The following is a 26,836-nucleotide window of genomic DNA, read 5'->3' on the forward strand; positions in this document are numbered from 1 at the left end:
TAAAGAGTGGTTTCAGATCACAAAGGCGAGCAGGAGTGGCAAAGCCACCACCGAAACGAGTGTGGAGACCACCACAAGGCCCGCCACGGCGTCGGCATCGGCGCGGTATTTCTGTGCCATCAGGTAGCTTGTAACCGCGACCGGGGTGCTGACCTGCAGCACGAGCACCCCGAACGCCACGGGCTCCAGCGCGAAGGCGCGGCCGATGGTCCAGCTTATGGCGACGCAGACCACCAGCTTGAATACCGACAGCCAGAGTGCCTTGCCGATGCGTCCGGGCCGCAGCCCCGCGATGGCGACGCCCAGAGTGATCAGCATCAGCGGGATCGCAAGCTGGCCGATCAGCTCCAGTGCGTTGGTCAGGAACACCGGTGTCTGCCAGCCCTGCCAGAGAAACAGCGCGCCGAGCAGGGTGGCGGCAACCATGGGTTCCTGAATGACCTTGCGCAGGGAGCCGCCGCCCGCGACCACCCAGGTGCCGAAGGTGAAGGAATAGATCGCCATGGCCGCGAAGACGACGACGCCGTAGCTCAGCCCGGTCTCGCCGAAGGCGAAGAGCGCCAGCGGCAGGCCGAGATTGCCGGTGTTGCCGAAGGTCAGGGGGGCGAGATAGTCGCGCTGCCGATCCCCCACCGCCCGGATGTAGATCGCGAAGACCACGGTGATCGCGATATAGGCCGACAGGGTCGCCAGGGACACGGTGCTCAGGGCCGCCGGGTCGATCTCGGTCTGCATCAGGGCGGTGAAGATCAGGCAGGGCACCGCGAGGGTCATGCCCATGCGCGTGACGAATTCCAAGGGGTAGTCCCAGCCCAGGCGCACCCAGCCGAACCCGAGCCCCGCGAGCAGGAAAACAGGGGCGACGATGTTCAGAACTGTCAGGAGCAAGTTCACAGTCTGTTTCCCGGAGCGACGGTTTGTTCGATGGACATCTGGCCGATGGCACCCTATTTTGGAAGGCAAGAAAAGGTTGTGATGTGATGCTCAAGGCACAGGCAAAATACAATCTCGGACAGGTGGTTCGGCACCGGAAGCACCCCTTCCGGGGCGTGGTCTTTGATATAGACCCCGAATTTTCCAATACCGAGGAATGGTACGACGCCATCCCCGAGGACAGCCGTCCTCGGAAGGACCAGCCGTTCTATCACCTGCTCGCCGAGAACGACCAGAGCTATTACGTGGCCTATGTGTCGGAGCAGAACCTGGTGGTGGATGCCGCCGGCGGTCCGGTCGATCATCCGGATGTCCCGGACCTGTTCGGGGATTTCGACGGGCGGCAATACCCGCTGCATTTCCAGATGAACTGATCCGGTGATCCCGGCTTCGGGATGGAGCCGGGGTTGCGGGCGCACGCTCAGTAGCCGAGGGCACAGCCGTCCTTGCGGGGGTCGGAGGCGCCTTGGAGAACGCCGGTCTCTGGATCGATCCAGATCGCCTGCGCGCCGCCGATCGGCGTGTCGGGGACCACGACGCTGTGGCCCATGGCCGACAGCTCGGCGCGGACCGCGTCGGAATAGCCCCGCTCCACCTGAAGGCCATAGCGCGGGTCATGGAAGCTGCGCGGGGCGTCGAGATTGGCCTGCGGGTGCAGCCCGTAATCGACGAGATTGGTCAGAACGCGCGCATGGCCGTTGGCCTGGTAAGGCCCGCCCATGACACCGAAGGGCATGACCAGCCGGTCGTTCCGGCGCAGCATGGCGGGGATGATGGTGTGCATGGGGCGCTTGCCGCCGCCTGCCTCGTTCGGGTGGCCGGGCGTCAGGTTGAACCCTGCGCCGCGGTTATGGAACAGGATGCCGTAGCGGTCGCTGGCGATGCCGGAGCCGAACCCGTCGAAGATCGAGTAGATCAGCGACACGGCCATGCGGTCCGCGTCGACCACGGTGATGTAGATCGTCTCGCGGTGGACTTGTTCAGACAGGGCGGCGGGATCGGCCATGGCCCGCTTGGGGTCGATCAGGGCGGCCAGCGCATCGGCGGTCTCGGGGCGCAGCATGTGGTCGAGCCGCGTGGTGTGGTCCGGGTCTGCGACGAAGCGGTTGCGCGCGTCATAGGCGAGCTTGGCGGCTTCGGCCTCCAGGTGCGCGCGGGCGGCACCGAAGGGATCGAGTGCGGGCAGGTCGAACCGGGCGAGGATATTGGCCATCAGGATCGCGGTCGCGCCGTGGCTGTTGGGCGGCAGTTCCACCAGTTCGGAGCCCTTGTAGTCGCCGCGGATGGGCGTGGCGTCCATGCAGGCGGTTGCGGCGAAGTCGTCGCGTGTGTGGGTACCCCCCGCGGCGCGCAGGCTGGCGACCATGTCCTCGGCCACCGCGCCGGTGTAGAAGCCGTCACGGCCCTCGCGGGCGATCTTGCGCAGCACCTCCGCTTGCCGCGGGGCACGGAACATGGCCCCGGCCACGGGCGGTTTGCCGGCTATAAGGTAATGGTCGCGGGCGGTGCCGTTCAGGCGGGCGGAATCGGTGGCCCAGTCGAAGGCAACGCGGGGCGCGACTGGAATACCCTGTTCGGCATAGTGGATGGCGGGCGCAAGGATCGCGTCGAGTCCGGCGCGGCCCCAGCGCTCTGACATGTGGCAAAAGGCGTCGACAGCCCCCGGCACCGTGACCGAGGCCGCCGCCGCGGGCGGCATGGTGGTGTGGCCCGCGGCGCGCAGGGCCGCCGGGTCCAGGGCCGCAGGGGCCTTGCCGGAGCCGTTGAGGCCCAGGATGTCTTCGCTGCCCGCGGGTTTGATCAGGGCAAAGCAGTCGCCGCCGATCCCGGTCATCTGGGGCTCGCACAGGCCCAGCAGAACCGCGCCGGCGATGGCGGCGTCGAGCGCGTTGCCGCCGTCGCGCAGGATGTCGAGAGCGACCTTGGCGGCGAGCGGGTGGGACGTCGCGCACATGGCGTTGCTGGCAAAGACGGCGGACCGTCCGGGTAAGTGAAAATCTCGCATGATGGGCTCCTCGCTGCGGCCGTCACATTAGGCAGCCCGCGCGCGGGTGCAAGGCGAGAGGCTAACCGCCGGCGGCGAAGGGGATGATAAACCGCGTCTCGTTCCGCTCCGCGGCGCGGGTATAGATCAACTCTTCGGTGAGTGTATGGATCAGGTGCCAGCCGAACCCGCCCTCGGGCAGGTCCTGAAGCGGGGTGTCCGAAGTCGGGCACCTGCCTTCGGGCAGGTTCAGGCCCGGCATGGCCACACCACTGTCATCGAGCACGACGCGCAAACCGGTTTCTTCCAGAGCACAGCGGAGACGCACAACTTCATCCGGGGACTCACGGTAAGCATGTTCGACGACATTGTTCATGGCTTCGGCCAGAACGACCTCGACGATCCCCGCATCCTCGCTCTCGACTCCGGCATCCCGCAGCGCGGCCAGAAGCTCCGCCAGGGTTTCTCGCACCTGAGCATATCGGCTCGGGAATTCGTAGGTTTTCTCAAATTCCTTCACCCAGAGGCTCCTCCTCGTGGCGGATGGCTGTGCGGTGTCGGGGCGCGCGGCGCAACGGGTTTTGCAGGCCATGACGACGGCAGCCCTCAGGCAGCTTCCAAAGCCTGAGCGGAGCTTTCATAGACCTTGAAAACCTTGTCCATCCGGGTCAGGCGGAAGACCTTTTGCACCACGGGATTAAGACCTGCGAGTTCGAGGCGCTTGCCTGGTGCATAGGCCTTCATCACGGCCACAACGGCGCCAAGGCCGGAACTGTCGAGAAACTGGACCTGCGCAAGGTCGAGAATCACGCGCCCATGCGCGGTACGCCCGATCGCCTGCATCGTGTCCTTGAACTGAACCGCCGAGGAGGCATCGATCCGGTCCTCGTGCACGACGGCAACTATGGTATTCCCATGGGCAGTGGTCGTTACCTGCATCTCTGGTCCTCATCTAGACTTGCATGCGCCGAGCCTAGGACCGATGGGTTACCAGAAAATGAGCGAATCTGACGGATTGGGACATTTTGGAGGAAAATGATGAGGACTGTCGCGGTTTGTGGGGCGGCCCGGACGCCCATGGGGGGCTTTCAGGGCGTGTTTTCCGATGTCAGCGCGGCGCAACTGGGCGGTGTGGCCATCGCCGGGGCGCTGGCGGATGCAGGCGTGGCCCCGGCGCAGGTGAATGAGCTGCTGATGGGCTGCGTGCTGCCTGCGGGACAGGGGCAAGCCCCGGCGCGGCAGGCCGGATATGCGGCGGGACTGGGCGACGCGGTGCCTGCCACGACGCTCAACAAGATGTGCGGCTCTGGCATGAAGGCGGCGATGATCGCCTGCGACCAGATCGCGCTCGGCCAGTCCGACCTGGTGGTTGCCGGCGGCATGGAGAGCATGACCAACGCGCCCTACCTGCTGGACAAGATGCGGGGCGGGGCGCGGATCGGCCATGGGCAGGTGATCGATCACATGTTTCTCGATGGGCTGGAGGATGCCTATGACAAGGGCCGCCTGATGGGCACCTTTGCCGAGGACTGCGCCGAGGCGTTCCAGTTCACGCGTGCGGCCCAGGACACCTATGCGCTGGGCTCGCTGGAAAATGCGCTGGCGGCGGAGGCGTCCGAGGCTTTCGCGATGGAACTGGTGCCGGTGACCGTTTCCGGGCGCAAAGGCGAGACCGTGGTGATACGGGATGAACAACCCGCCGCGGCCCGGCCCGAGAAGATCCCCCATCTCAAGCCCGCCTTCCGCAAGGACGGGACCGTCACGGCGGCGAATTCCTCGTCGATCTCGGACGGGGCGGCGGCGCTGGTTCTGGCCGACGCCGGACAGGCCGAGGCCCATGGCCTGCCGGTGCGGGCCCGGGTGCTCGGGCATGCGAGCCATGCCCAGAAGCCCGCGCTATTCCCGACGGCCCCGGTGCCGGCGGCGCGTAAACTGCTCGACCGGCTCGGCTGGAGCGTGGCGGACGTGGATCTGTGGGAGGTCAACGAGGCCTTCGCGGTCGTGCCCATGGCCTTCATGCACGAGATGGGCGTGCCGCGGGAGAAGATGAACGTGAACGGTGGGGCCTGTGCCTTGGGTCACCCGATCGGGGCCTCCGGCGCGCGGATCCTGGTGACGTTGCTCAACGCCATGGAGGCGCGGGACCTGAAACGGGGCGTGGCCGCGATCTGCATCGGGGGCGGGGAAGGCACTGCCATCGCGCTGGAGCGCGACTAAGGCGCCCGCCCCGAAGGAACGCCGCGCCAGGGGTCCCGGCGCGGCCTCTCCTTGTCGTTATTCGGCCTGTTCGATTGCCACGGCAGGTGCCGTTTCGGTTCCACCGCTGAACAGGTCAAAGCCCCAGATTGCCACCGCAGCAGCAACAACCAGGGCCGCAGCCCCGCCCCAGATCCACCAGGTCGGGCGTTTCATGGTCGGAAAGTGAAAGGCCATCTTCTGTGTCCTCTGTCAGAGCTGAATAAAACCCTTGCCCGATCGCGTTATTCCGCGGCTGGCGTCAGTTTCTCGGCATCGAGGGCGGCGGTCAGTTCCGCATCGTCCACGAAGCCGTCGCCGCTCGTGTCGATCTCGCCGAACAGATCTTCGGTCAGATCGGGGTAGATCGGCGTCATCTCCTCGTAAGAGGCCAGGTTATCACCATCGGTGTCGATTTCGGACACGGATGCGATCGCCGGCGCCGCGCAGAGGGCGGCCACCATGGCACAAACTGCTACACGACTCATTTTCGTCTTCCTCCATTTGAAAGAACCGGGAGGTCTGCCCTCCCGCAGCGGAAATCGGAAGGGGCCGGAGCGGATTCAAGATGGTCGAAGACCCGCCCACGAAATTTTTTCGACGGTTGGAACGGGTGAGGTTTCCGGTGCGGAAAGCGGCGCATCACCAGGGTCAATGGCCCGGGTTTGCGGGGGGTTGGCATCGTGAGTGAGGTTTGCCACTACATCTTTCCTTTTTTCCAGCAAATACCCTTCAAAACAATTGCTTAGGCGCAAAATGTTTGACAGCTACCGTTCCTTTTCGCCGGATTTGAAGCGTTGGAGCATGTTTGCGTTGGCACAAGTTGCCATCGCCAAAGAAGACAGAAAGTGTGCCTCGGACCGCCCCGCGCCATGATGGCGTGCCGCACACGATCCTCTTTGACAATATGAAGACGGTGTTGATCGACCGGAATACTTATGGCCCGGGCCAGCACCGTTTTCATGCGGGTTTCCGCGAGTTTGCCAAACATCACGGCTTCAGTCCGCGCATGTGCGCGCCTTATCCGGCCATTCCGCTCAGTCCCCGCGTCTGTCCGGTTTGCATTGCGGAAGACCGATAGCGGGGCGACGGGCAGGAATACCTGCGCACCCAGTGGACCATGCCCGCGGTGGGGGCTTGCCCGGAGCATGGGGTGCTTCTGGAGCCGCTGCCGCGCCCACCCAGCTACCGTGGGGCCAAGGATCTAAACCTTTGCCTGAACCTCTGGCCCGATCGCCGTCTGCCCGACCCCCGTCCAGTCGCCAGCCATGATCTGGACCTCGCGGTGCAGACCTTCCTCGCCGAGGGCACCGACCGGGTCGGGGGCTGGTCGCTTGTGGAGGCGCTTGCGACCGCGCCACTCTTAGGGTGTTTCGCCGAGATCGGGCCGGTCAAACTGAAGGAACTGGGCGAAGCCGATCTTCAGCGCTGCACGGAGACCGGCTTCTCACTGCTCCGCGACGGCCCGGGCGCTCTCGAAGACGCGGTGGGGGGCGCATTCGCAAGCGGCTCGCCGAGGGAGCGCGGTCCCCGGAAGACGTCCTCGGGTGTCTGAACGGAACGTTGCGGCATTTCCGGGACGTACCGGCGTACCGTCCGCTTCTGGACGCTGTGCACGGGGCCGCAACGCGCCACATGCAGCGGCATTGGGCCTATTCCTTCCTGAACCGGGTGATCCCGGCCTTCGATCACGCGACGGTAGAGACGCTGTCCCAAAGCCATGGTGTCTCCCGTGGGTCCGTGCGCTTCGCCCTGGCGGCGGACAAGGTCCCCACGGTGGGTCACGTGTCTGCGTTCGGGAAAACCTATCGCGTCTACGATCGGTCGGCGGCCGAGCGCGCGATTGCCCGGGTGCAGGATACCGTGTCCTTCGACGAAGCACGGCAGCTGCTTGGGATGCGTCGGTTCACCTTCGAGAAGGTCTGGCCCGCGCGGGTCCTCGGGCGGGCGTCCTCCTGGCCGCAGCGCAAATCGAGGCCCTGGCGGCACGAGGTTGTGGCGCTGCGGGACGCGTTCTAGGCGGCGGCGCCGCGCGCGACCGAAGACCTAGGATCGGGCTGGGTGTCCTTGTCGGCATTCGCGCGGACCTCCCGGCAGGGACCGGCTGCCACGGCGCGCTTGCTCTTGGACGGCGCGCTGGCCCCGGCGGTCCGCTGTCCCGACGACCATGGATGGGAGGCGATCCGGGTGCTCGAGACACAGATAAACCGCCACCGAAAGCCGCTCGCGCGCTCGCTGCGACACGCGGATGGACAGCTGACGACCGAAGCGCTCGCCGCGAGCTACGGGCTGCGCTATGTCACGATTACCCGTCTTGTGGAGTTGACCCTGCTTCCGCCAGCGGATCGCCACAAGGTGGACGGGCGGCGGATGGAGGGCTATCCGGTGGCCGCCGTCGAACAGCTCTTCGCGCACCATCGCACCCTCAGCGATCTGGCCGCGGCGCATGGCTGCAGCCCGCACCTGATGGCGCCGCTGCTCGCCCGGCTCGGCGTGCGTCCGTTGATCGCCGAGAAGGGCCACACCCGCCTCTACGCCATTGCCGATCTGCCCCCCGCGATCCGCCTGGCCGAGGAGGTCGCAAGGGCCCAGGCCCGCACTGCGCGGTTCAAGACACCGCAAAAGGGTGCTCTGTCACAGGAGTAGACCGTAGCGGCATGGCCATCCCGGTTGCGCCAAAAAAAACGACAGCACTGCTCGGGAAATTGACCTGAGCAGCGGTGCTGACGCGGAACTGAAAGCCTTGCCCCTCACTGCCGTGACCTGAGCGCGGCAACGTTCAGCGCGAGTCATCCCAACATCAGTTATTGGCCGCCCGTTGCATCCGGGCGCTGGACCCAACGCGTTCAGCACGGCGCAGCACAACTGCGACGCGCTCCCCGAAGCTCCCTCAAGTCACGCCGCCGGCAAAATGGCAAAGCAGTGTCCAAGAAAGGCAAGATACAGTGGCAAACGTCACACGGGGGAACCATTTGGTCGGGCTGAGAGGATTCGAACCTCCGACCCCCTGCTCCCGAAGCAGGTGCGCTACCAGGCTGCGCTACAGCCCGACCGAATGGCGCGGGGGTACTCGCTTCGCGCTCCGGATGCAAGCGGTCATCGGTCGCGGCCGGGCAAAACCTGCGCAAAAGCCACGCGCCGCCCTGCATGCGGAAGCGCTGGTCCCGGGCGCGCGGCACGGCTAAAACAGGCGCGTCATGACCCGCCGCGCGCGCCTCTCCTACCTGATCAGTTTCGCACCGATCTATGTGTTCCTGAAGCTGGCCCGGCTGGTGCCGTTCCGGCGTCGGGTGGCGCTGGGCGGGGCGCTGGCCGGGCTGGCCTTGCGTCACTTCCCCCCGGCGCGCAAACGGGTGATGGCCAATCTCGCGCGGATCTATCCCGAAATGGCGCCGGAAGCCGCGCGCGCCCGGTGTCGCGCCATCGGGCGGCAATTGGGGCGGACCCTGACCGAGATCCTGTTCGGGACCGAACATCAGACAAAGCATTTGCCGTTCAATGTCTCTGGCCCGGGGCTGGAGGCGATCCGGGCCGCCCATGCCGCGGGCAAGCCGATCCTGCTGGTCAGTGCGCATTTCGGGCAGTGGGACGCGGCGCGCATCTATTTGCGGGATACTCTCGGGATCGAGGTCGGCGCGCTCTACCGGCCCAACAACAATCCCTATTACGAGCCTTACCTGGCCGAGGGGGCCGCCGCGTCCGGAACACCGCTCGTGCCCAAGGGCAATGACGGGTTTCGCATGCTCCTGCGGCACCTCAAGGGGGGTGGTGCCTTTGCGATCATGGCGGATCAGTATCATTTTACCGGCGCTGTGCTGCCCTTCATGGGGGCGGACGCGCGCACCGCCCTGACCCCAGCGGAGTTGGCCCTGCGCTACAACGCGCCGCTGGTGCCGTGCTTTGGTATTCGGCGCGACGCGGAGGGGCGGATCGACGTGGTGTTCGAGGCGCCGATCGAGGGCGAGACGCCCGAAGAGATGATGCGCGCCTTCAACGACCGGGCCACCGCGCGGATCGAGGCCGACCCGGACCAGTGGCTCTGGCCGCATCGGCGGTGGAAGGGGATGGAGGGCGGCTAATCCGCGTCGGGCTTGTCGCCGGGCAGGTCGGGTTTGGCCGTGTCCGGCAGCAGCGGGCCGACCCGCGGCATGGTCCCGGTTTCGGGCCGGGACCGGGTGCGCAGGACGGGCATGTTGTCCGATACGCTGGAGCGGCTTTCCCGCGCGACGATATAGAGGCCGGAGGCGATCACGATGGCGGCCCCGAGGGCGGTGTTCAGGTCGATCCCCTCGCCGAAGAGCACGAAGCCAAAGAGCGACGCCCAGAGGATCTGGGAATACTGCATCGGCGCGATGATCGCGGCCTCCCCGGCGCGGTAGGCGGCGATGAGCAGCAGGCTCGCCCCGAAGCCGAGGGCGGCCATCAGCCCCACCGCGGCCAGGTCCCCCACGGGCATCGGGCGATAGAAGAACGGCATCAGGCAGGCCATCAGCACGAAATTCGCCACCATCGGATAGAGGAGCAGCACGACCGAGCGCTCCTCTCGACCCACCTTGCGCACCACCACCGAGGCGAGCGCGCCACCGACCGCCGCGGTCAGGGCGGCGACATGGCCCAGGGTCAGATCCACTGCGCCGGGGCGCAGCACCACCACCACCCCGATCAGGCCCACGATCACCGCCAGCCAGCGACGCAGGCGCACGGTTTCGCCCAGGATCGGGATCGACAGCACCGTGATCAGCAACGGTGAGGCGAAGAGGATCGCGTAGACCTGTGCCAGCGGCAGGACCGTGAAGGCGTAGAACGCGGTCAGGCCGGTGATCACCGCCGCGCCGGTGCGCAGGGCGATCCACCAGGGATGCCGGGGCCGCAGATTGCCATGTGCTTTCTCGCGCATCATCATCACGGTGGTCAGCGGGAAGCTGAAAAGCACGCCGAAAAACACGATCTGGAACGGTGTGTAACTGCCCCCGAGCGTTTTCACGACCACGTCATGGACCGCGAAGACGGCGAAGGCCGCGAGGCCCAGCAGGGCTCCCTTGAGGTTGGATGACAGCGTCATGGATCGGGCTTTCCGGGCGGTTTTACCGCAAACGCGGTCGACTGTGCGTCGGTTTCGCCATGTTGCCAAGAAAAAAGGACTGCATACGGGTGGATGCAGTCCGGGTCTGCGAGGGTTGCGGGGCTCAGAGGCTGGCGTCGAGGGCCGCGATCACCGCATCGCCCATTTGCGATGTGCTGGCCGGCGCGGTGTCGCCTGCCTGCATCAGGTCCGCGGTGCGGATGCCCTGGGCGAGCACCTCGTTGACCGCGGCTTCCAGCCGGTCGGCCTCTGCCCCCTGGTCAAAGGAGTAGCGCAGCGCCATAGCAAAGCTCAGGATGCAGGCGCAGGGGTTGGCCTTGCCCTGGCCTGCGATGTCCGGGGCGGAGCCGTGGACCGGCTCGTAGAGCGCCTTGGGCCGTCCGTTTTCCATCGGCAGCCCGAGGGAGGCCGAGGGCAGCATGCCGAGCGAGCCGGTGAGCATCGCCGCCGCATCGGACAGCAGGTCGCCGAACAGGTTGTCGGTGACGATGACGTCGAACTGCTTGGGCGCGCGCACGAGCTGCATGGCGCCTGCATCGGCATACATGTGGCTCAGCTCCAAATCCGCGTATTCGGCGGCATGGATCTCGGTCACCACGTCGCGCCACAGGATGCCCGACTCCATGACATTGGCTTTCTCCATCGAGCAGACCTTGTTGCCGCGCTTCTTGGCCAGCTCGAAGGCCGAACGCGCGACGCGGGCGATCTCGCTCTCGGTATAGCGCTGGGTATTGATGCCGACCCGCTCGTTGCCTTCCTTGTGGATGCCGCGCGGCTCCCCGAAATAGACGCCGGAGGTCAGCTCGCGCACGATCATGATGTCCAGCCCGGCGACGATATCCTTCTTGAGCGACGAGAAATCCGCCAGCGCGTCGAAGCACTGGGCCGGGCGCAGGTTGGCAAAGAGGTCCATCTCCTTGCGCAGGCGCAGCAGGCCGCGCTCGGGCTTCAGCGAGAAGTCGAGTGTGTCGTATTTCGGCCCGCCCACGGCGCCGAGCAGAACGGCGTCGACCGCTTGGGCCTTGGCCATGGTCTCGTCCGCAAGCGGCACACCGTGCACGTCGTAGGCCGCCCCGCCCACGAGATCTTCGGACACGTCGAACGCCAGGTCGCGCTTGGCGCCGTACCAGTCGATGATCTTGCGCACCTCGGCCATGACCTCGGGGCCGATGCCGTCCCCGGCAAGGATCAGAAGGGAAGCGGTGCTCATGTCGTGTTTCTCCGGCTGCGTTTTGCCGCGTGCGGTATCCCGTTGACCGCGGAGGGTCAAGGCGTGGGCGTGTGCTCAGGGACGCAGGTCGACCCAGATCAGCCGGTGGCGGGATGCGGTCTCGGCCCGTGCCAGCGCCGCGGCGTCCTCCGGGTCGGGCCAGTGCAGACCGGCGCCGGTCACGGTCAGGTCCCGCGTGGGCAGGATGTAATCAACCCGCAGGTTGCCGGGATCGGTTGGGCGCGTGTCGGGCCAGTCCACGGTATCGCGTGCGGGATCGCCGCTGTGTCGGGCGTTCACGCCGCCCTGCGCCCGAGTGGCCGCCGCCGCCCCCGTCGCTTGCGGTGCAGGGTCCTGAAGGCGTGGGTGGGCGCGCAGGCGGGCGAGGGCGCCGGGGCGGGCCTCCCCATCCTGCGGGTCGGCGTTGAGCGTGCCCAGAACCAAGGCCTTCCCGAGCGGGGGGGCGGTGCCTTCCGGGCGCCAGCCGTTGAGGTAGTCGGCCCAGAGCCGCATCTGGTCCGCGTTGCGCCGCCCGTTGCGATCCTCCGGACCGTCGAACACGGGCGGCGTGGCGTGCAGGGTCAGAAGCCGCAGCACGTCGCCTGAGGGCAGGCGCACGGGCACGTCCCAATGCCCGGTGGCCGACAACCGTATCACGGCCTGTTCTTCGGGACCGTAAGTTTCGGGCAGGCTGGCGGCGGGAAACTCGGCCCAGAGCAAGCGCGACAGGTCGGTGATCTCGTCGCGCAGAATCGGGTAGCGCGACAGCAGCACCAGCCCGCCCGCGCCGCGAAACTCGCCAAAGGCCTGGGTGTCTTCGGGTTCGTCCCATTTCCCGTCGCGGTCGAGGTCGAGGCCAGTGGGCACGCCGGTGTTCGGCGCGGCGGTGAACCCGTGGGGAAGAGGCAGGCCGCGCTGGGCCAGGGCCGTTTGCAGCGCGGCCAAAGTGGCATGCCCCGCGTCGTAATCGATATCGGCCAGCAGGACGATGTCCGGTGCGGTCTCTACCAAAATGCCCAGCACCGCGGCGAGTTGGTCCGGCGCCTCATCCCGCCGCAGGTCGCGCAGAAGTAGCCCCGGCCCGCGTGCCGAGAGCTCGGTATGGAAATAGGCCACGCGCACGGTCTCGGCGGCCAAACGCAGCGGGCCGACCAGCAGGGCCAGCACAAGGCAAAATCGGAACAGGCGGGCAAGGCGCATGGACGGGTCCGAACGTGAAAAGGGCCTCCGATCCGTTGATCGAAAGCCGCGCCATGTTTCGTCAATATTGGTTAAGGGATCCTTACCGGCGTCCGGCCGATGGGGTCAGACCCAGGGCCGTGCCGCGCTGGCCTGAGCCTCGAACGCATCGATGGACGCGACCTTCTCAAGGCTCAGCCCGATATCGTCGAGCCCGTTGAGCAGGCAGTGCTTCTTGAAGGCGTCCACCTCGAAGGAGATCGTGCCGCCGTCGGGGCCGGAGATCGTCTGGTTCTCCAGATCGACGGTGACGGTCGCGTTTGCCCCCCGCGCCGCATCGTCCATCAGCTTGTCCACCTCTTCCTGGGGCAGGGCGATGGGCAGGATGCCGTTCTTGAAGCAGTTGTTGTAGAAGATATCGGCAAAGCTCGGCGCGATCACGCAGCGGATGCCGAAATCCAGCAGCGCCCAGGGGGCGTGTTCCCGCGAAGAGCCGCAGCCGAAATTCTCGCCGGTCACGAGGATCTGGGCGTCGCGGTATTGCGGCTTGTTCAGCACGAAATCCGGGTTCTCGTTGCCCTGCCGGTCATAGCGCATCTCGTCGAACAGGCTCACGCCCAGGCCGGAGCGCTTGATCGTTTTGAGGAACTGCTTGGGGATGATCATGTCGGTGTCGATATTGACCAGCGGCATGGGCGCCGCGATCCCGGTCAGCTTGGTGAATTTTTCCATCAGAAGTCTCCGAGGCGTCGTGCCGAGGCAGGCGCCGTTAGTCTTTTTTCGGTTTGGCCAGCTCGGGATGGCTGCGCAGGAAGAAGCCCAGCACCACGAAGCCCATGCCATTGAACAGCAACTCGACCCCCAGCAGCACGCCCAGCAATTGCACCGAGGCGGTGGCGAAATTGGCCGTGATGTAAGCCGCCAGCAGGATCGACAGAGCGCCGGAGATCAGCATCGGCCAGAAGAACTGGGTCTGCTTCATGGTCCAGGCAAAGACGATCCGCGCACCGCCGCTGACCGCCAGCAGGATGGTGATCAGCAGGGCGAGGGAAATCGCGCCCTGAAGCGGGTTGAACAGGAAGGAGAGGCCCAGGAACGCCGCGAGCACCCCCATGCCGATCGAGAACGCCTTGCTGCCGAAGCCCTCTTCGCCGAGGCCGCCGACGATCTGCGCGCCCCCTGCGATCAGGAAAAGCGCCCCGGTCAGGCCGGTGACCGCGATCGAGGCAAGCACGGTGTTGCCCAGTACGATCACGCCGCAGATCAGCGAGAGCAGCCCAAGCAGGGCCCATTTCATCCATTGTTTCACGACAAGTCTCCTGCTTTCTGGGTTACATCAGGTCCCGCACGTCCGTGAGCTTGCCGGTGACCGCGGCGGCGGCGGCCATGGCGGGCGAGACGAGATGCGTCCGCCCCTTGTAGCCCTGCCGCCCCTCGAAATTGCGGTTCGAGGTAGAGGCACAGCGCTCGCCTTCGCTCAGCTGGTCGGGGTTCATGGCCAGGCACATGGAACAGCCCGCCATGCGCCATTCGAACCCGGCCTGCTTGAAGATGTCGGCAAGGCCTTCTTCCTCGGCCTGGGCGCGGACAAGACCGGAGCCTGGCACCACCATCGCCCGCTTCACGGCGATCTTCTTGCCCTTCAGGATTTCCGCGGCGGCGCGCAGGTCTTCGATCCGGCCATTGGTGCAGGAGCCGATGAAGACCGTGTCGATCTCGATCTCGCTCAGCGGCGTGCCCGGGGTCAGGCCCATGTAGTCGAGCGAGCGCCGGGCCGCGTCGACCTTGCCGCCGGTGAAATCCTCCGGCGCGGGCACCATGGCACTGATCGGTAGCACGTCTTCGGGGGAGGTGCCCCAGGTGACCACGGGGGCGATATCCTCGCCCTTGATGGTGACGACCTTGTCCCAATGGGCGTCGTCGTCGGAATAGAGGGTCTTCCACCAGGCCAGCGCGGCCTCCCACTGTGCGCCCTTCGGCGCATGGGGGCGGCCCTGCACGTATTCATAGGTCTTCTCGTCCGGCGCGATCAGGCCCGCACGTGCACCCCCTTCGATTGCCATGTTGCAGACGGTCATGCGGCCTTCCATGGACAGGTCGCGAATGGCCTCGCCGCAATACTCGATCACGTAGCCGGTGCCGCCCGCGGTGCCCGTGGCGCCGATCACCGAGAGGGTGATATCCTTGGCGGTCACGCCGGGGCGCAGCTTGCCCGTGATCTCCACCTTCATGTTCTTGGATTTCTTCTGGATCAGGGTCTGGGTGGCCAGCACATGCTCGACCTCCGAGGTGCCGATACCGTGCGCCAGCGCGCCGAACGCGCCGTGGGTGGCGGTGTGGCTGTCACCGCAGACCACGGTCATGCCCGGCAGGGTCCAACCTTGCTCGGGCCCCACGATATGGACGATGCCCTGGCGGATGTCGGAAACCGGGTAGTAATGGATCCCGAAATCCTTGGCGTTCTTGTCGAGGGCTTCGACCTGAATGCGGCTGTCCTCGGTCATCTGGTCGGGGTTCTCGCGGCCAAGCGTCGTGGGCACGTTGTGGTCCGGCACGGCGATGGTCTTGTCCGGCGCGCGGACGGTGCGGCCCGCCATGCGCAGACCTTCGAAGGCTTGCGGGCTGGTTACCTCGTGGACCAGATGGCGGTCGATATAGAGCAGGCAGGTGCCATCCTCGGCCTCATGGGCCAGGTGCGCATCCCAGATCTTGTCGTAAAGCGTGCGGGCAGTCATGGATCTCTCCCCAGGTGGAGGGTGTCATTGCAATGGGTCTGGCAGGGGCAGGGGCGTCAAAGCCCCACGCGCACCGTTCGAAGGGCGCCGTGGAACCGCCAGGGCAACCGCGACCGGTCTGACATGTCGAAAACTCTGTCCATGAGCAGCAGATACAGCCCCCGACCCTGTGCCGCAAGAGATGCTTGTCGCCGCCCGGCAGGGGCCGCTGTCCATGTGTCGCACCCGTGGGGTGTGGAAAAAAATGATCCGGGCCCGATATGGCACCGTACCCCCTGCACAATACCACCAAAGTCGAAGGACACGGCGTCATGATACGCACCACACATATAGCCTTGATGCTCGGTATGATGGTCGCCGCGGTGTCGGTGGGCGCAGAAGCGCAGCTTTATCGTGGATATGAGACCCCCAGCTATGAAGTCACCGTGAAAAAAGGCGATTTCGAGCGTCGCAGCTATGCGCCGCAGGTCGTCGCGGAGGTCTATGTGCAAGGCGACCGGGAAGAGGCCGTCTCGCGCGGCTTCCGCGTGCTGGCCGACTACATCTTCGGCGGCAACGTGGATGAGGCCAAGGTCGCGATGACCACACCGGTCAGTCAGCAGGCCGCCGACGATGATGACGCCGGTCTCTGGGTCGTGCGATTCGGGATGCCCCGGGGTTACACACTGGAAAACCTGCCGAAGCCGCAATCGGCGGCGATCCGTCTGACCGAGACACCGGCGGAGGACCAATTGGTGGTGCAGTTCACCGGCCGCTGGAGCGAAGCACAGCTCACCCAGAAAGAGCTGGAATTGCGGGCTTTTGCAGCAGCGCACGGGTTGGACGCGTCCGGTGCGCCGCGGTTCTATTTTTATGATGGGCCGTTCACCCTGCCGTGGACTCGCCGCAACGAGGTTGCGCTCGTTTTGAATTGATGCGCATGGCCGCCCCAAGTGCGGGCCGTTGAGCGAAATGTCGTTCAATGCTATGTTGCTAGTAGCCCGGCGTCGGGGCGTATCTGACGTGTTGCCCAGGAGGACAGAAATCTGTCTCACATTTCCAATGCGGTTGGGGTCTCCGCTGTGACTGAAACCCCTCAGGCTGGACTGGCCGCCGTGCCCACATCCGGCAGAATGAGCGACCGGATACTGGCGCTCACCCTCACCTCTCTTGATCAAGACAAGGCCGAGGATGTCGTCTCCATCAATTTGCGGGGCAAATCGAGCATGGCGGACCATATGGTCGTCTGTTCGGGGCGCTCCACGCGTCAGGTGGCCGCGATTTCGGAAAAGCTGGTCGAACGGCTGAAGGCCGAGCTAGACGTGGCCTGCAAGGTCGAGGGCAAGGGCCAGGGCGACTGGGTGTTGATCGATACCGGCGACGTGGTGGTGCATGTGTTCCGCCCCGAAGTGCGCGAGTTCTACCAGCTCGAAAAGATGTGGATGACCCCGGCGGCCCAGGCCTGAGTCCGGGCCGGACGGTTCATGAAAGTGACGCTGTGCGTGGTCGGCCGCCTGCGGACGGGACCGGAACGCGACCTGATCGATGACTACCTGCAACGCTTCGACCGCACCGGGCGGGGTCTTGGCCTCGGTCCGGCGAGCGTCGTCGAGGTTGAGGACCGCAAGGGCGGCGGGAAGGCGGCGGAGGCTGACCTGTTGCGCAAGGCGGTGCCGCGTGGTGCCGTGATCTGCGCGCTGGACGAGCGCGGCAAGACCATGAGTTCGCCGCAATTCGCCGACAGTCTTGCAGGCTGGCGCGATGCGGGGCGCAGCGATCTGGCGTTCCTGATCGGCGGGGCGGACGGGCTCGACAAGGCCTTGCGCGCGCAGGCGGAGGCGCGCTTGTCCTTCGGGGCGATGGTATGGCCGCACATGCTCGCCCGTGTGATGCTTGCCGAACAGTTGTATCGCGCGGCCGCGATCCTGGCAGGGACGCCGTATCACCGCGTGTAACGCGGGCGGTATGGGCGGTTTTTCGAGTGTTTGTGGATCCATGATGCCGAGCACCGCGCACAGGAGGTTTCCGATCCCCAGCCGCTTCGTTAGAAGGCGCGGGAGACAACGAAGGACGATCCGATGACTGCGCCGAAACCAGTGGTGTTGTGTATTCTCGATGGCTGGGGGCTGGACCCGGACGGGCCAGCGAACGCGCCGTTGCTGGCCGACACGCCTGTCATGGACCGGCTCATGGCGACCTGCCCGAATGCGACGCTGACGACCTTCGGCCCGGATGTGGGCCTGCCCTCCGGCCAGATGGGCAATTCCGAGGTCGGGCATACCAATATCGGGGCGGGCCGGGTGGTGGCGATGGACCTCGGGCAGATCGATCTGGCGATCGAGGATGGCAGCTTTGCGCGCAACCCGGCTCTCACGGGTTTCATTGACCGGCTGAAATCCAGCGGGGGGACCGCGCATCTGATGGGTGTGGCATCGGACGGTGGCGTGCATGGCCACACGGATCACATTATCGCAGCGGCCAAGGCGGTGGCCGGGGCCGGGGTGCCGGTTGTGCTCCATGCGATCACCGATGGGCGCGACGTCGCGCCGAAATCCGCGGACCGTTTCATGCCCGCACTTGAGGCTGCGTTGCCCGAGGGCGCGCGGATCGGCACTGTGATCGGGCGCTATTACGCGATGGACCGGGACAACCGCTGGGACCGGGTCGCGCGCGCCTTCGCCGCCATGGTCCGCGCCCAGGGTGAGACCGCCGAGAGCGCCCAGGCAGCCGTGGCCGCCGCTTACGGGAGGGGCGAGACGGACGAATTCATCGCCCCCACGGTGATCGGGGGGTATGCAGGCATGCGGAAAGGCGACGGGATCTTCTGTCTGAACTTCCGGGCCGATCGGGCGCGCGAGATCCTGCGCGCCTTGGCCCAGCCGGATTTCGACGCCTTCGATCCCGCGGGCCTGCCAGATTTCGCCGCCAAGCTGGGCATGGTGTCCTTTTCCGACGACCATGATGGCTGGTTCGATATCGTTTTCCCCAAGCGCGAGATCGTCAATACCCTTGGCGCCTGGGTCGCCAAGCAAGGGTTGCGGCAGTTCCGCCTCGCCGAGACCGAAAAATACCCCCATGTCACTTTCTTTCTGAATGGCGGGCAGGAGACGCCCGAGACCGGGGAGGACCGCTTTATGCCGGCTTCGCCCCAGGTGGCGACCTATGACCTGCAGCCCGAGATGAGCGCCGAGGAAGTGTCTGACAGTTTCGTGGCGGCGATCGAGGCGGGCTATGACCTGATCGTGGTGAACTACGCCAACCCGGATATGGTCGGGCATACCGGCGATCTGGAGGCGGCGAAGGCCGCGTGCACGGCAGTGGATACAGGGCTCGGGCGCGCGCTTGCGGCCCTGGAGGTCGCGGGCGGTGCGATGATCGTCACCGCCGATCACGGCAATTGCGAAACGATGATCGACCCGGAGACCGGCGGCCCGCATACCGCCCATACCCTGAACCCGGTGCCGGTGATCCTCGTGGGCGGGCCGGAGGGGGCGACGCTTGCACCGGGGCGGCTAGCCGATCTTGCGCCGACGATCCTGCACCTGATGCACTTGCCGCAGCCGGTGGAAATGACCGGCCGAAGTCTGATCCGGTGAGACGGGCGGCGGTCCTTCTCTGCGCGCTGCTGGCGGCGCCGGTTGCGGCGCAGACCGATCCCGTGGCGCGGGCGTCCCAGGCCGCGGCGCTCTTGGCCGAGGCCGAAACGGCCCTGGCCGGTGCCGGCTCCGCCCCGGACCGGATCGCGGCGCTGACCGATGCGGTGCGCGGGTTCGAGGCCGGGTTGGAGGCGGTGCGTGAAAGCGCGCGGCAGGCCGTGATCCGCGAAGAGGCGATCACCGCAAGGCTGGCCGCGGAACAGGCGCGGCTGGGCGCGTTGCTGGGCGTGCTGCAGACCCTCGACCAGACCCCGCCCCCGGCGCTGCTGCTGCATCCGGAGGGCCCACTCAGCCTTGCCAGGGCTGAGATGATGGTTTCCGACGTGACCCCCGCCGTCGCCGCGGAGGCCGAGGCCCTGCGCGCCACGCTGCAGGAGCTCTCCAGCGTCCGCATGATCCGGACCAGTGCGAGCGCGCAGCTCGAAGGCGCATTGCGCGATATCCAGGCGGCCAGGGTGGCCTTGGCCGAAATCATGGCCGAGCGTGTGCGGCTGCCCGAGGGGGCGGCGCCCGATCCGGTGCTTCTGGGCGTACTGTCAGCCTCCAGCCGGACGCTGGAGGATTTCGCCGCGGGGCTTGCGGATATCCCTGCGCCTCCTGCGCCCCTGACCGACTTCGCCAGCCTCCGCGGGGCCCTGCCCCTGCCGGTCGCGGCCCGCGTGTTGCGCCGCTTTGGCGAGGCGGATCTTGCAGGCATCGCGCGACCCGGTCTCGTGCTGGCCGCGCCGGCCCAAGCGCTCGTGACGGCGCCCTTTGCGGCCACGGTGCGCTATACCGGGACGCTTCTGGACTACGGAAACGTGATCGTGCTTGAGCCCCAAACCGGTGTTTTGCTTATTCTCGCGGGGCTGGATGCGCTCTACGTTGATGGGGGAGATGTGCTGGCCCCCGGCGCCCCGCTGGGCCTGATGGGGGGAGACCCCGCGCAGCAGGCCGGTTTTGCCAGTGGTCAAACCCGGCAGGAGACGCTTTACTTGGAACTGAGAGAGAGCGGTGCCCCGGTCGATCCGGCGGACTGGTTCGTGACAGACAAGGATTGAAACGCAGATGAAGAAATTCGTGATGGCCGCACTGGGCGGCACGGTGGCAGGCGCCCTGCTGACAACCCAGGTCGCAGGGCCACTTCTGGCACAGGACAATGCGCGCAACACCTCGGTCTATGAGCAGCTCGACCTGTTCGGGGACATTTTCGAGCGCATCCGCGCACAATATGTCGAACAGGTGGACGAGGGTGAGTTGATCGAGGCCGCGATCAACGGGATGCTCACCTCGCTCGACCCCCATTCCAGCTACCTTGCGCCGAAGGATTTCGGCGACATGCAGGTGCAGACCCGAGGCGAGTTCGGCGGGCTGGGGATCGAGGTCACTCAGGAGGACGGCTTTGTGAAAGTCGTCTCGCCCATCGACGAAACCCCCGCCGCAGAGGCCGGGATCGAGGCGGGCGATTTCATTACCCACGTGGATGGCGAAAGCGTGCTTGGCCTGACCCTGGACGATGCGGTGACCATGATGCGCGGCCCGGTGGGCTCTGAAATCGTGATCACCGTGGTGCGCGAGGGCTTCGACGAGCCCTTTGATGTCACCATCACCCGCGACACCATCAAGCTCACCGCGGTGCGCAGCCGGGTGGTCGGCGATACGGTGGTCATGCGGATCACCACATTCAATGACCAGACCTTCCCGAACCTCGAAGAGAAGCTGGCCGAAGAGGTCGCCGAACTGGGTGGCATGGAAGCCGTGAGCGGTTTCGTGATCGATCTGCGCAACAACCCGGGTGGCTTGCTGACACAGGCGATCAAGGTCTCCGACGCGTTTCTCGACAAGGGGGAAATCGTTTCCACACGCGGGCGCGACCCCCAGGACGGGGAGCGGTTCAATGCTACCCCCGGTGATCTCGCCGAAGGCAAGCCGATCGTCGTGCTGATCAATGGCGGCTCGGCCTCGGCCTCGGAGATCGTGGCGGGCGCGCTGCAGGATCATCGCCGCGCCATCGTCGTCGGCACCAAGAGCTTCGGCAAGGGTTCGGTTCAGTCGGTCGTGCCGCTGCGGGGGGATGGTGCCATGCGTCTGACGACGGCGCGCTACTACACGCCCTCTGGCCGGTCGATCCAGTCGCTCGGCGTGTCACCGGATATCGTGGTCGCGCAACCGCCCCGGCGTCTGGAGGTTGAGGAGGACGAGGAGGCGAACAATCGCCCGCGCCGGTCCGAAGCGGATCTGCGCGGAGCTCTGGACAACGACTCGATCTCGGAGGCCGAGCGTGAGCAGCTGCTCAAGGAGCGGCAGAAGGCTGAAGATGCCGCCGAGTTGCGCGAAGAGGACTACCAGCTTGCCTACGCCATCGACATCCTCAAGGGGCTGAATGCGCTGGGGCCGACCGACTGACATGACACCGGACGAGATTGCGGCACTGCCCTATCGCAAATGCGTGGGGGTCGTGCTCTGGGATGGCGTTGGCCGGGTGTTCACCGGCCAGCGCTATGACAGCGAATTGCCCGCTTGGCAAATGCCCCAGGGTGGTATCGAAGACGGCGAGGATGCGCGCACGGCGGCCCTTCGGGAGTTGGTCGAGGAAACCGGCGTGGCGGCAGAGAAGGTCGAGGTGCTGGCGCAAACCCCCGACTGGATCAATTACGACCTGCCACCGGAGATCGTGCCGCGCATCTGGAAAGGCCGTTACAAGGGCCAGACCCAGCGTTGGGTGCTGATGAAATTTCTTGGCTCCGACGCGGATATCAATATCGAAACCACGCATCCCGAGTTCTCGGAGTGGCGCTGGCTGGAGCCTGCCTCGGTGCTCGACAGTATCGTCCCCTTCAAGCGCGACGTCTATGAGCAGGTCTTCGATGCCTTCTCAGACTGGCTTTAAGGTACGTGCCCCGCTCTGCTTCCGGGGTTGTGACGCAAGGTGTTGCGCCGCGCTGCGCGCGCCGCCGGGGGGCGAGAGGGGCCAGCCCCTCTCGCGCTCTCTCCGGGATATTTGGAGACTTGAGCCTGGCAGGCCTCGTCCGCGTCTTCATCTGTGCGAAAATACTCCGGGGGAGGCGCGCAGCGCCGGGGGCAAAGCCCCCGACATTCCGAACCTTGACCCAAGTCTTCATGCCCGGCATCTTCGGGCGGGAACAAAAAGTGAACACGCGAGTCGCCCATGTTCGTCGAACTCTGCGCCTTGTCCAATTTCACCTTTCTGACCGGCGCCTCCCATCCCGAAGACTATGCGCAGAAGGCCGCCCTTCTGGGCCTACCCGCCTTTACCATCGCCGATGTGAATTCCGTGGCCGGAATTGTGCGGGCCCATACGGAACTGAAGGAAATCGCCCGGCAAATCGACTTGTGCGCGACGGCCGAGGCGCGGGATGGTCCCATCGGGCCGCCCTGGCCCGGCCCGCGATCCGAAGATAGCGCCGCGGTTCGCAACCTGCCGCGGCTTCTGCCTGCGGCTCGATTGCGCTTGCGCGACGGGACCGAGATCACCGCCCTGCCCGAGGATCGCGTAGCCTGGGCTCGGCTCAGCCGGCTCTTGACCCTCGGCCAATGTCGCGCGCCCAAGGGGCGCTGCCATCTCGACCTGGCGGATGTGCTGGATGGGGCGGATGGGATGCAATTGCTCCTCCACGGGCTGCCAGAGGCACCGCCGGTGCAGCCCGGCGCGGGCCGAACATGGCCACAGGCGGAGGCGTTGACGCGCCGCTTTCCCGGCAAGGTCAGCCTGCTGATGACCCCGGCTTATGACGGCCAGGACCGCGTGCGTTTCGATCGGTGGGCGGCGCTGGCCGACGCCCTGGGCCTGCCCACGGTCGCTTCGGCGGCTCCGCTGTTTCATTGCGCCAGGCATCGCCGCCTCGCGGATGTGTTGACCGCCATTCGCAGTGGTTGCCGTGTCGAGGATCTTGGCCGCGACGCCCAGGCTCATGCGGAGCAGCGGCTGCGCTCCGAGGCTGAAATGCTGCGTCTGTTTCGTGGGCATGAAGATGCTGTCCACCGGACCGCCGAGATCGCCGCGCGCTGCAGCTTCTGCCTCAGCCAACTACGCTATGAGTATCCCTCCGAGACCCGGGGCGGCGAGACCGCGCAGGATCGCCTTTCCCGATTGGCCCATGAGGGTTTGCGCTGGCGATATCGCAACGGGGCGCCGCCCAAGGTCCGGAAAATGCTCGACCATGAGCTGCGCCTGATCGGCAAGCTCGGCTATGCGCCCTATTTCCTGACGGTCAATGATATCGTCGCCTTCGCCCGCTCGCGCGACATTATATGCCAGGGGCGTGGCTCGGCGGCCAATTCGGTGGTCTGCTACTGTCTCGGCATCACCTCGGTCTCGCCCGAGGTCGGCACCATGGTGTTCGAGCGCTTCGTCTCCGAGGCCCGCGACGAGCCGCCGGATATCGACGTGGATTTCGAGCACGAGCGCCGCGAGGAGGTGATCCAGCATATCTATGAACGCTACGGTCGTCACCGCGCCGGGCTTTGTGCCACGGTGATCCACTACCGAGGCAAGCGAGCGGTGCGCGAGGTGGGTCGCGCCATGGGGCTGAGCAGCGACACGCTCTCGGCGCTCAGCTCGCAGATCTGGGGCTTCGGGTCCGTGCGCGGCATCGAAGAGACGCGCTTGCGCGAGATCGGGCTCGACCCCACGGATCGCCGTCTGCGCCAGACCATCGACCTGATTTACCGAATCCAGGGCTTCCCGAGGCATCTCAGCCAGCATGTGGGTGGGTTCATCATTACCGAAGGCCGGCTCGACGAGCTGGTGCCGGTGGAGAACGCCACCATGGTGGACCGCACGGTGGTGTGCTGGGACAAGGACGATCTCGACAGTCTTGGCATCCTGAAGATCGATATCCTCGCGCTCGGCATGCTGTCTTGCGTGCGCAAGGCATTCGACCTGATCGCCCATCATCACGGGGCCAAATTCAGCCTTGCCACCCTGCCGGTCGAGGATCCTGCGGTCTACGACATGCTCTGCCGGGCGGACAGCATCGGTGTTTTCCAGGTGGAAAGCCGGGCCCAGATGAACTTCCTGCCGCGGATGCGCCCGCGCTGTTTCTACGACCTGGTGATCCAGGTCGCCATTGTTCGCCCGGGGCCGATCCAGGGGGACATGGTCCATCCCTTCATCCGCCGCCGCAACGGCGAGGAGCAGGTGGAATTTCCCTCCGACGCCTTGGGCGAGGTGCTGAGCAAGACCCTCGGCGTGCCGCTCTTCCAGGAGCAGGCAATGCAGATCGCCATCGTCGGTGCGGGGTTCGACCCGTCCGAGGCCGACCGCCTGCGCCGGGCGCTGGCCACCTTCAAGAAACACGGAAACGTATCGGAATTTCGCACCCGGTTTCTCAAGGGCATGGCGCAAAACGGTTATGACACGGCGTTTGCGGAGCGATGCTTTTCCCAGATCGAGGGTTTCGGCAGCTATGGTTTTCCCGAAAGCCATGCGGCGAGCTTTGCGCTGCTGGTTTATGCCTCAGCCTGGATCAAGTGCCATCACCCGGGCATCTTCGCCTGTGCACTGCTGAACGCGCAGCCCATGGGGTTCTATGCGCCCGCGCAGATCGTGCGCGATGCCCGTGAGCATGGCGTGACCGTGCGCCCGGTCTGCGTCAATGCAAGCTTCTGGGACAACACGATGGAGCCCGACGGGCAGGGCGGGCTGGCCCTGCGCCTCGGCTTTCGCCAGGTCAAGGGGCTGGCGCAGGAGGATGCCGAGTGGCTCGTCAGCGCGCGCGGCAATGGCTACGGCACGGTGGCGGACCTGTGGCGCCGGGCGGGGTTGGGCCAGGCCGTACTGACCCGCTTGGCCGAGGCGGATGCCTTCGCCGAACTGGGGCTTGGCCGCCGCGACGCGCTCTGGCAGGCGCGCGCGATCCGGGGGGACGCACCTCTGCCGCTGTTTTCCGGCGACATGGACGGAGAGGGCGGGGCCGAGCCGCCCGTGGTGTTGCCGCCGATGAGCCTGGGCGAAGAGGTGGTGGAGGATTTCGTGGCCATGCGCCTGAGCCTGCGGGCCCATCCCGTGGCCCTGCTGCGGCATGTTCTGACCCCGGGCATGGGCGATCCGGAGCTTGCCGGTCGAGTGCAGGGGCCGCGTGGTGCAGGGCGGAGCGAGGGGCCAGCCCCTCGCGCTCCCCGGGATATTTGACGACTTGAGTTGAAGGCTCCGGATCTGCCCGGTCGCAAGCCCCTTCTGCCATTGCTGTCGACAGTGAAATCCCTCATCTTGCACGAAAAAGGGAAAGGGACAGTCATGCGCACGAAAGCAGCCGTCGCCATTGCCGCGGGCAAACCGCTGGAAGTGATGGAGGTGAACCTGGAAGGCCCCAAGGCGGGCGAGGTTCTGGTCGAGATCAAGGCAACGGGGATTTGTCACACCGACGAGTTCACCCTGTCGGGCGCGGATCCGGAGGGGCTCTTTCCTGCGATCCTGGGCCATGAGGGTGCCGGGGTCGTGATGGAGGTCGGGCCGGGCGTGACCAGCCTCAAGCCCGGGGACCACGTGATCCCTCTCTACACCCCGGAATGCCGGGAGTGCGAATACTGCCTGAACCCCAAGACCAACCTTTGCCAGTCGATCCGAACCACGCAAGGGGCGGGGCTGATGCCAGACGGCACCTCGCGGTTCTCCACCCTCGATGGCGACCCGATCCTGCATTACATGGGCTGTTCGACCTTCGCGAACCACACGGTCCTGCCCGAGATCGCGCTGGCCAAGGTGCGGCCCGACGCGCCCTTCGACAAGATCTGCTATATCGGCTGCGGCGTGACTACCGGCATCGGGGCAGTGATCAACACCGCCAAGGTCGAGATCGGCAGCCGTGCAATCGTCTTCGGGCTGGGGGGTATCGGGCTGAACGTGATCCAGGGGCTGCGGCTTGCCGGCGCCGACCAGATCGTCGGTGTGGACCTGAACCCCGACAAGATCCCCATGGCGGAGCGGTTCGGCATGACCGATTTCGTCAACCCGGCGGAGGTCGAGGGCGATCTCGTACCCTATCTCGTGGACCTGACCAAGGGCGGCGCGGACTATACCTTCGACGCCACCGGCAATGTGCAGGTGATGCGCGCGGCCCTCGAATCCGCTCATAAGGGCTGGGGCGAGAGCATCATCATCGGCGTGGCCCCGGCTGGTGCCGAGATCGCGACGCGGCCCTTCCAACTGGTCACGGGCCGGGTCTGGCGCGGCACTGCTTTTGGCGGCGCGCGGGGTCGGACGGATGTGCCGGAGATCGTGGACTGGTACATGGACGGCAAGATCGAGATCGATCCGATGATCACCCACACAATGCCCCTGTCGGACATCAACACCGGCTTCGATCTGATGCATGCGGGCGAGTCGATCCGGTCCGTTGTCATCTATTGAGCGTCACGGTTCGGACGGCCGAGGCCTCTGACTGGCCCGCGATCTGGGAGATGCTGCGCCCGGTCTTCCGGTCCGGGGAAACCTATGCGGTTGCCCCTGATATCTCGGAACACGATGCGCGGAACTACTGGCTGGCGCCGTCGCGCAGAACCTTCGTGGCCGAGGACGAGGGGGCGGTTGTCGGCACCTACTACCTGGCCGCGAATTTCGACGGGAATGCGGACCACATCTGCAATTGCGGCTATGTCACGGCCGCGGCAGCGCGGGGCCGGGGCGTGGCGCGCAGGATGCTCGCCCATTCGCTGGAGGCCGCGCGAGAGGCAGGTTTCCGCGCGATGCAGTATAATTGCGTGGTGTCCAACAACCTGAGCGCGATTGCCCTGTGGAAGTCCGCCGGGTTTCGGATTATCGCAACCCTGCCCGAGGCGTTCCGTCACCCTGCCGACGGGCTCGTGGATGCCTATGTCATGTGGAAACAACTTTGACCGGAG

Annotated in this window: 28 protein-coding genes, 1 tRNA gene and 1 pseudogene; 17 read left to right on the forward strand and 13 right to left on the reverse strand. The window is 65.9% G+C overall.

Annotated features, from left to right (window positions below; all coding sequences use genetic code 11):
- Positions 1–12: 12 nt before the first annotated feature.
- Positions 13–894 (reverse strand): AEC family transporter, encoded by an 882-nt coding sequence (locus tag PVW48_RS10655; RefSeq protein WP_274581319.1) that lies wholly within the window; start codon positions 892–894, stop codon positions 13–15.
- 86 nt (positions 895–980) lie between these two features.
- On the opposite strand from PVW48_RS10655, the gene hspQ reads away from it, so the two are divergent.
- A complete protein-coding gene (hspQ, locus tag PVW48_RS10660) occupies positions 981–1,307 on the forward strand; it encodes a heat shock protein HspQ (protein ID WP_012176752.1) in 327 nt (108 codons plus the stop codon).
- A gap of 47 nt (positions 1,308–1,354) precedes the next feature.
- Here hspQ and PVW48_RS10665 read toward each other — a convergent pair whose 3' ends face one another.
- The 3 genes from PVW48_RS10665 to PVW48_RS10675 all read right to left on the reverse strand — a co-directional run bounded on the left by PVW48_RS10665 (position 1,355) and on the right by PVW48_RS10675 (position 3,856).
- On the reverse strand, positions 1,355–2,938 hold the full coding sequence (locus tag PVW48_RS10665) for a gamma-glutamyltransferase family protein (protein ID WP_274581320.1): 1,584 nt from the start codon (positions 2,936–2,938) through the stop codon (positions 1,355–1,357).
- Between the two features lie 61 nt (positions 2,939–2,999).
- Positions 3,000–3,437: an ATP-binding protein gene (locus tag PVW48_RS10670; protein ID WP_274581321.1), complete on the reverse strand. Its 438-nt coding sequence runs from the start codon at positions 3,435–3,437 to the stop codon at positions 3,000–3,002.
- 86 nt (positions 3,438–3,523) lie between these two features.
- A complete protein-coding gene (locus PVW48_RS10675; RefSeq protein ID WP_012176755.1) occupies positions 3,524–3,856 on the reverse strand; it encodes an STAS domain-containing protein in 333 nt (110 codons plus the stop codon).
- 99 nt (positions 3,857–3,955) lie between these two features.
- Here PVW48_RS10675 and PVW48_RS10680 point away from each other — a divergent pair, with 99 nt between their 5' ends.
- A complete protein-coding gene (locus PVW48_RS10680; RefSeq protein WP_274581419.1) occupies positions 3,956–5,134 on the forward strand; it encodes a thiolase family protein in 1,179 nt (392 codons plus the stop codon).
- Positions 5,135–5,191: 57 nt separating this feature from the next.
- On the opposite strand, the gene PVW48_RS10685 is transcribed toward PVW48_RS10680, so the two are convergent.
- On the reverse strand, positions 5,192–5,350 hold the full coding sequence (locus PVW48_RS10685; protein WP_157865166.1) for a hypothetical protein: 159 nt from the start codon (positions 5,348–5,350) through the stop codon (positions 5,192–5,194).
- Positions 5,351–5,397: 47 nt separating this feature from the next.
- Positions 5,398–5,640 carry a hypothetical protein gene (locus PVW48_RS10690; RefSeq protein ID WP_274581322.1) on the reverse strand — a complete coding sequence of 81 codons (243 nt, stop codon included), beginning with the start codon at positions 5,638–5,640 and terminating at the stop codon, positions 5,398–5,400.
- A gap of 389 nt (positions 5,641–6,029) precedes the next feature.
- On the opposite strand from PVW48_RS10690, the pseudogene PVW48_RS10695 reads away from it, so the two are divergent.
- From PVW48_RS10695 to PVW48_RS10710, 4 genes and pseudogenes are all read left to right on the forward strand, one after another.
- A pseudogene (locus PVW48_RS10695) lies at positions 6,030–6,182 on the forward strand (IS21 family transposase); the annotation flags it as partial.
- Positions 6,183–6,272: 90 nt separating this feature from the next.
- Positions 6,273–6,707, forward strand: a complete 435-nt coding sequence (locus tag PVW48_RS10700; protein WP_274581323.1) for a hypothetical protein — start codon at positions 6,273–6,275, stop codon at positions 6,705–6,707.
- 80 nt (positions 6,708–6,787) lie between these two features.
- Positions 6,788–7,171, forward strand: a complete 384-nt coding sequence (locus PVW48_RS10705; protein ID WP_274581324.1) for a hypothetical protein — start codon at positions 6,788–6,790, stop codon at positions 7,169–7,171.
- A 42-nt stretch (positions 7,172–7,213) separates the two neighbouring features.
- The gene (locus PVW48_RS10710) at positions 7,214–7,798 is read left to right on the forward strand and encodes a hypothetical protein (RefSeq protein ID WP_274581325.1); all 585 of its coding nucleotides are present in this window, start codon (positions 7,214–7,216) and stop codon (positions 7,796–7,798) included.
- 327 nt (positions 7,799–8,125) lie between these two features.
- Here the strand turns inward: PVW48_RS10710 and PVW48_RS10715 are convergent.
- Positions 8,126–8,202 (reverse strand) — tRNA-Pro (locus PVW48_RS10715).
- Positions 8,203–8,349: 147 nt separating this feature from the next.
- Here PVW48_RS10715 and PVW48_RS10720 point away from each other — a divergent pair.
- Positions 8,350–9,231, forward strand: coding sequence for a lysophospholipid acyltransferase family protein (locus tag PVW48_RS10720; RefSeq protein ID WP_274581326.1), 882 nt, complete (start codon positions 8,350–8,352; stop codon positions 9,229–9,231).
- On the opposite strand, the gene PVW48_RS10725 is transcribed toward PVW48_RS10720, so the two are convergent.
- From PVW48_RS10725 to leuC, 6 genes are all read right to left on the reverse strand, one after another.
- Positions 9,228–10,208, reverse strand: coding sequence for a DMT family transporter (locus PVW48_RS10725; protein WP_044028161.1), 981 nt, complete (start codon positions 10,206–10,208; stop codon positions 9,228–9,230). The two genes, PVW48_RS10720 and PVW48_RS10725, sit on opposite strands and share 4 nt — an antisense overlap.
- A gap of 130 nt (positions 10,209–10,338) precedes the next feature.
- Entirely contained in the window at positions 10,339–11,445 is a 1,107-nt protein-coding gene (gene leuB, locus PVW48_RS10730) for a 3-isopropylmalate dehydrogenase (RefSeq protein ID WP_274581327.1), read from the reverse strand.
- Between the two features lie 75 nt (positions 11,446–11,520).
- The gene (locus PVW48_RS10735; protein WP_274581328.1) at positions 11,521–12,645 is read right to left on the reverse strand and encodes an endonuclease/exonuclease/phosphatase family protein; all 1,125 of its coding nucleotides are present in this window, start codon (positions 12,643–12,645) and stop codon (positions 11,521–11,523) included.
- Positions 12,646–12,750: 105 nt separating this feature from the next.
- Complete coding sequence (gene leuD / locus PVW48_RS10740) at positions 12,751–13,356, reverse strand: 3-isopropylmalate dehydratase small subunit (RefSeq protein WP_274581329.1); 606 nt, start codon at positions 13,354–13,356, stop codon at positions 12,751–12,753.
- Positions 13,357–13,393: 37 nt separating this feature from the next.
- Entirely contained in the window at positions 13,394–13,921 is a 528-nt protein-coding gene (locus PVW48_RS10745; RefSeq protein WP_274581330.1) for an HdeD family acid-resistance protein, read from the reverse strand.
- A 34-nt stretch (positions 13,922–13,955) separates the two neighbouring features.
- Positions 13,956–15,359, reverse strand: coding sequence for a 3-isopropylmalate dehydratase large subunit (gene leuC, locus PVW48_RS10750; RefSeq protein WP_012176767.1), 1,404 nt, complete (start codon positions 15,357–15,359; stop codon positions 13,956–13,958).
- A 311-nt stretch (positions 15,360–15,670) separates the two neighbouring features.
- Here leuC and PVW48_RS10755 point away from each other — a divergent pair, with 311 nt between their 5' ends.
- The 10 genes from PVW48_RS10755 (at position 15,671) to PVW48_RS10800 (ending at position 26,830) form a co-directional block, all read left to right on the forward strand.
- Positions 15,671–16,273 (forward strand): SOUL family heme-binding protein, encoded by a 603-nt coding sequence (locus tag PVW48_RS10755; RefSeq protein ID WP_012176768.1) that lies wholly within the window; start codon positions 15,671–15,673, stop codon positions 16,271–16,273.
- Between the two features lie 198 nt (positions 16,274–16,471).
- Positions 16,472–16,804, forward strand: coding sequence for a ribosome silencing factor (rsfS, locus tag PVW48_RS10760; RefSeq protein ID WP_274581331.1), 333 nt, complete (start codon positions 16,472–16,474; stop codon positions 16,802–16,804).
- Positions 16,805–16,822: 18 nt separating this feature from the next.
- Positions 16,823–17,293: a 23S rRNA (pseudouridine(1915)-N(3))-methyltransferase RlmH gene (gene rlmH / locus PVW48_RS10765; RefSeq protein ID WP_274581332.1), complete on the forward strand. Its 471-nt coding sequence runs from the start codon at positions 16,823–16,825 to the stop codon at positions 17,291–17,293.
- 123 nt (positions 17,294–17,416) lie between these two features.
- Positions 17,417–18,934: a 2,3-bisphosphoglycerate-independent phosphoglycerate mutase gene (gene gpmI, locus PVW48_RS10770; RefSeq protein WP_274581333.1), complete on the forward strand. Its 1,518-nt coding sequence runs from the start codon at positions 17,417–17,419 to the stop codon at positions 18,932–18,934.
- Entirely contained in the window at positions 18,931–20,034 is a 1,104-nt protein-coding gene (locus PVW48_RS10775; protein WP_274581334.1) for a murein hydrolase activator EnvC family protein, read from the forward strand. The genes gpmI and PVW48_RS10775 overlap by 4 nt, the downstream gene beginning before the upstream one ends.
- Before the next feature lie 7 nt (positions 20,035–20,041).
- Positions 20,042–21,379, forward strand: a complete 1,338-nt coding sequence (locus tag PVW48_RS10780) for a S41 family peptidase (RefSeq protein ID WP_274581335.1) — start codon at positions 20,042–20,044, stop codon at positions 21,377–21,379.
- 1 nt (position 21,380) lies between these two features.
- Positions 21,381–21,863, forward strand: a complete 483-nt coding sequence (locus PVW48_RS10785; RefSeq protein WP_274581336.1) for an RNA pyrophosphohydrolase — start codon at positions 21,381–21,383, stop codon at positions 21,861–21,863.
- 279 nt (positions 21,864–22,142) lie between these two features.
- Entirely contained in the window at positions 22,143–25,127 is a 2,985-nt protein-coding gene (locus tag PVW48_RS10790) for an error-prone DNA polymerase (protein ID WP_274581337.1), read from the forward strand.
- Positions 25,128–25,232: 105 nt separating this feature from the next.
- A complete protein-coding gene (locus PVW48_RS10795) occupies positions 25,233–26,345 on the forward strand; it encodes an S-(hydroxymethyl)glutathione dehydrogenase/class III alcohol dehydrogenase (RefSeq protein ID WP_274581338.1) in 1,113 nt (370 codons plus the stop codon).
- Positions 26,342–26,830, forward strand: coding sequence for a GNAT family N-acetyltransferase (locus PVW48_RS10800; RefSeq protein ID WP_274581339.1), 489 nt, complete (start codon positions 26,342–26,344; stop codon positions 26,828–26,830). The genes PVW48_RS10795 and PVW48_RS10800 overlap by 4 nt, the downstream gene beginning before the upstream one ends.
- Positions 26,831–26,836: the final 6 nt, after the last annotated feature.

Origin of the sequence: Dinoroseobacter sp. PD6 (genome assembly GCF_028807315.1) — a bacterium.
Lineage (GTDB): Bacteria > Pseudomonadota > Alphaproteobacteria > Rhodobacterales > Rhodobacteraceae > Dinoroseobacter > Dinoroseobacter shibae.

Coding starts and splice junctions, on each gene's coding strand:
- hspQ (WP_012176752.1), top strand. CDS start 981: ATGCTCAAGGCACAGGCAAAATACAATCTCGGACAGGTGGTTCGGCAC.
- PVW48_RS10665 (WP_274581320.1), bottom strand. CDS start 2,938: ATGCGAGATTTTCACTTACCCGGACGGTCCGCCGTCTTTGCCAGCAAC.
- PVW48_RS10675 (WP_012176755.1), bottom strand. CDS start 3,856: ATGCAGGTAACGACCACTGCCCATGGGAATACCATAGTTGCCGTCGTG.
- PVW48_RS10680 (WP_274581419.1), top strand. CDS start 3,956: ATGAGGACTGTCGCGGTTTGTGGGGCGGCCCGGACGCCCATGGGGGGC.
- PVW48_RS10685 (WP_157865166.1), bottom strand. CDS start 5,350: ATGGCCTTTCACTTTCCGACCATGAAACGCCCGACCTGGTGGATCTGG.
- PVW48_RS10690 (WP_274581322.1), bottom strand. CDS start 5,640: ATGAGTCGTGTAGCAGTTTGTGCCATGGTGGCCGCCCTCTGCGCGGCG.
- PVW48_RS10700 (WP_274581323.1), top strand. CDS start 6,273: ATGCCCGCGGTGGGGGCTTGCCCGGAGCATGGGGTGCTTCTGGAGCCG.
- PVW48_RS10705 (WP_274581324.1), top strand. CDS start 6,788: ATGCAGCGGCATTGGGCCTATTCCTTCCTGAACCGGGTGATCCCGGCC.
- PVW48_RS10720 (WP_274581326.1), top strand. CDS start 8,350: ATGACCCGCCGCGCGCGCCTCTCCTACCTGATCAGTTTCGCACCGATC.
- leuB (WP_274581327.1), bottom strand. CDS start 11,445: ATGAGCACCGCTTCCCTTCTGATCCTTGCCGGGGACGGCATCGGCCCC.
- PVW48_RS10735 (WP_274581328.1), bottom strand. CDS start 12,645: ATGCGCCTTGCCCGCCTGTTCCGATTTTGCCTTGTGCTGGCCCTGCTG.
- leuD (WP_274581329.1), bottom strand. CDS start 13,356: ATGGAAAAATTCACCAAGCTGACCGGGATCGCGGCGCCCATGCCGCTG.
- PVW48_RS10745 (WP_274581330.1), bottom strand. CDS start 13,921: ATGAAATGGGCCCTGCTTGGGCTGCTCTCGCTGATCTGCGGCGTGATC.
- leuC (WP_012176767.1), bottom strand. CDS start 15,359: ATGACTGCCCGCACGCTTTACGACAAGATCTGGGATGCGCACCTGGCC.
- PVW48_RS10755 (WP_012176768.1), top strand. CDS start 15,671: ATGATACGCACCACACATATAGCCTTGATGCTCGGTATGATGGTCGCC.
- rsfS (WP_274581331.1), top strand. CDS start 16,472: ATGAGCGACCGGATACTGGCGCTCACCCTCACCTCTCTTGATCAAGAC.
- rlmH (WP_274581332.1), top strand. CDS start 16,823: ATGAAAGTGACGCTGTGCGTGGTCGGCCGCCTGCGGACGGGACCGGAA.
- gpmI (WP_274581333.1), top strand. CDS start 17,417: ATGACTGCGCCGAAACCAGTGGTGTTGTGTATTCTCGATGGCTGGGGG.
- PVW48_RS10780 (WP_274581335.1), top strand. CDS start 20,042: ATGAAGAAATTCGTGATGGCCGCACTGGGCGGCACGGTGGCAGGCGCC.
- PVW48_RS10785 (WP_274581336.1), top strand. CDS start 21,381: ATGACACCGGACGAGATTGCGGCACTGCCCTATCGCAAATGCGTGGGG.
- PVW48_RS10790 (WP_274581337.1), top strand. CDS start 22,143: ATGTTCGTCGAACTCTGCGCCTTGTCCAATTTCACCTTTCTGACCGGC.
- PVW48_RS10795 (WP_274581338.1), top strand. CDS start 25,233: ATGCGCACGAAAGCAGCCGTCGCCATTGCCGCGGGCAAACCGCTGGAA.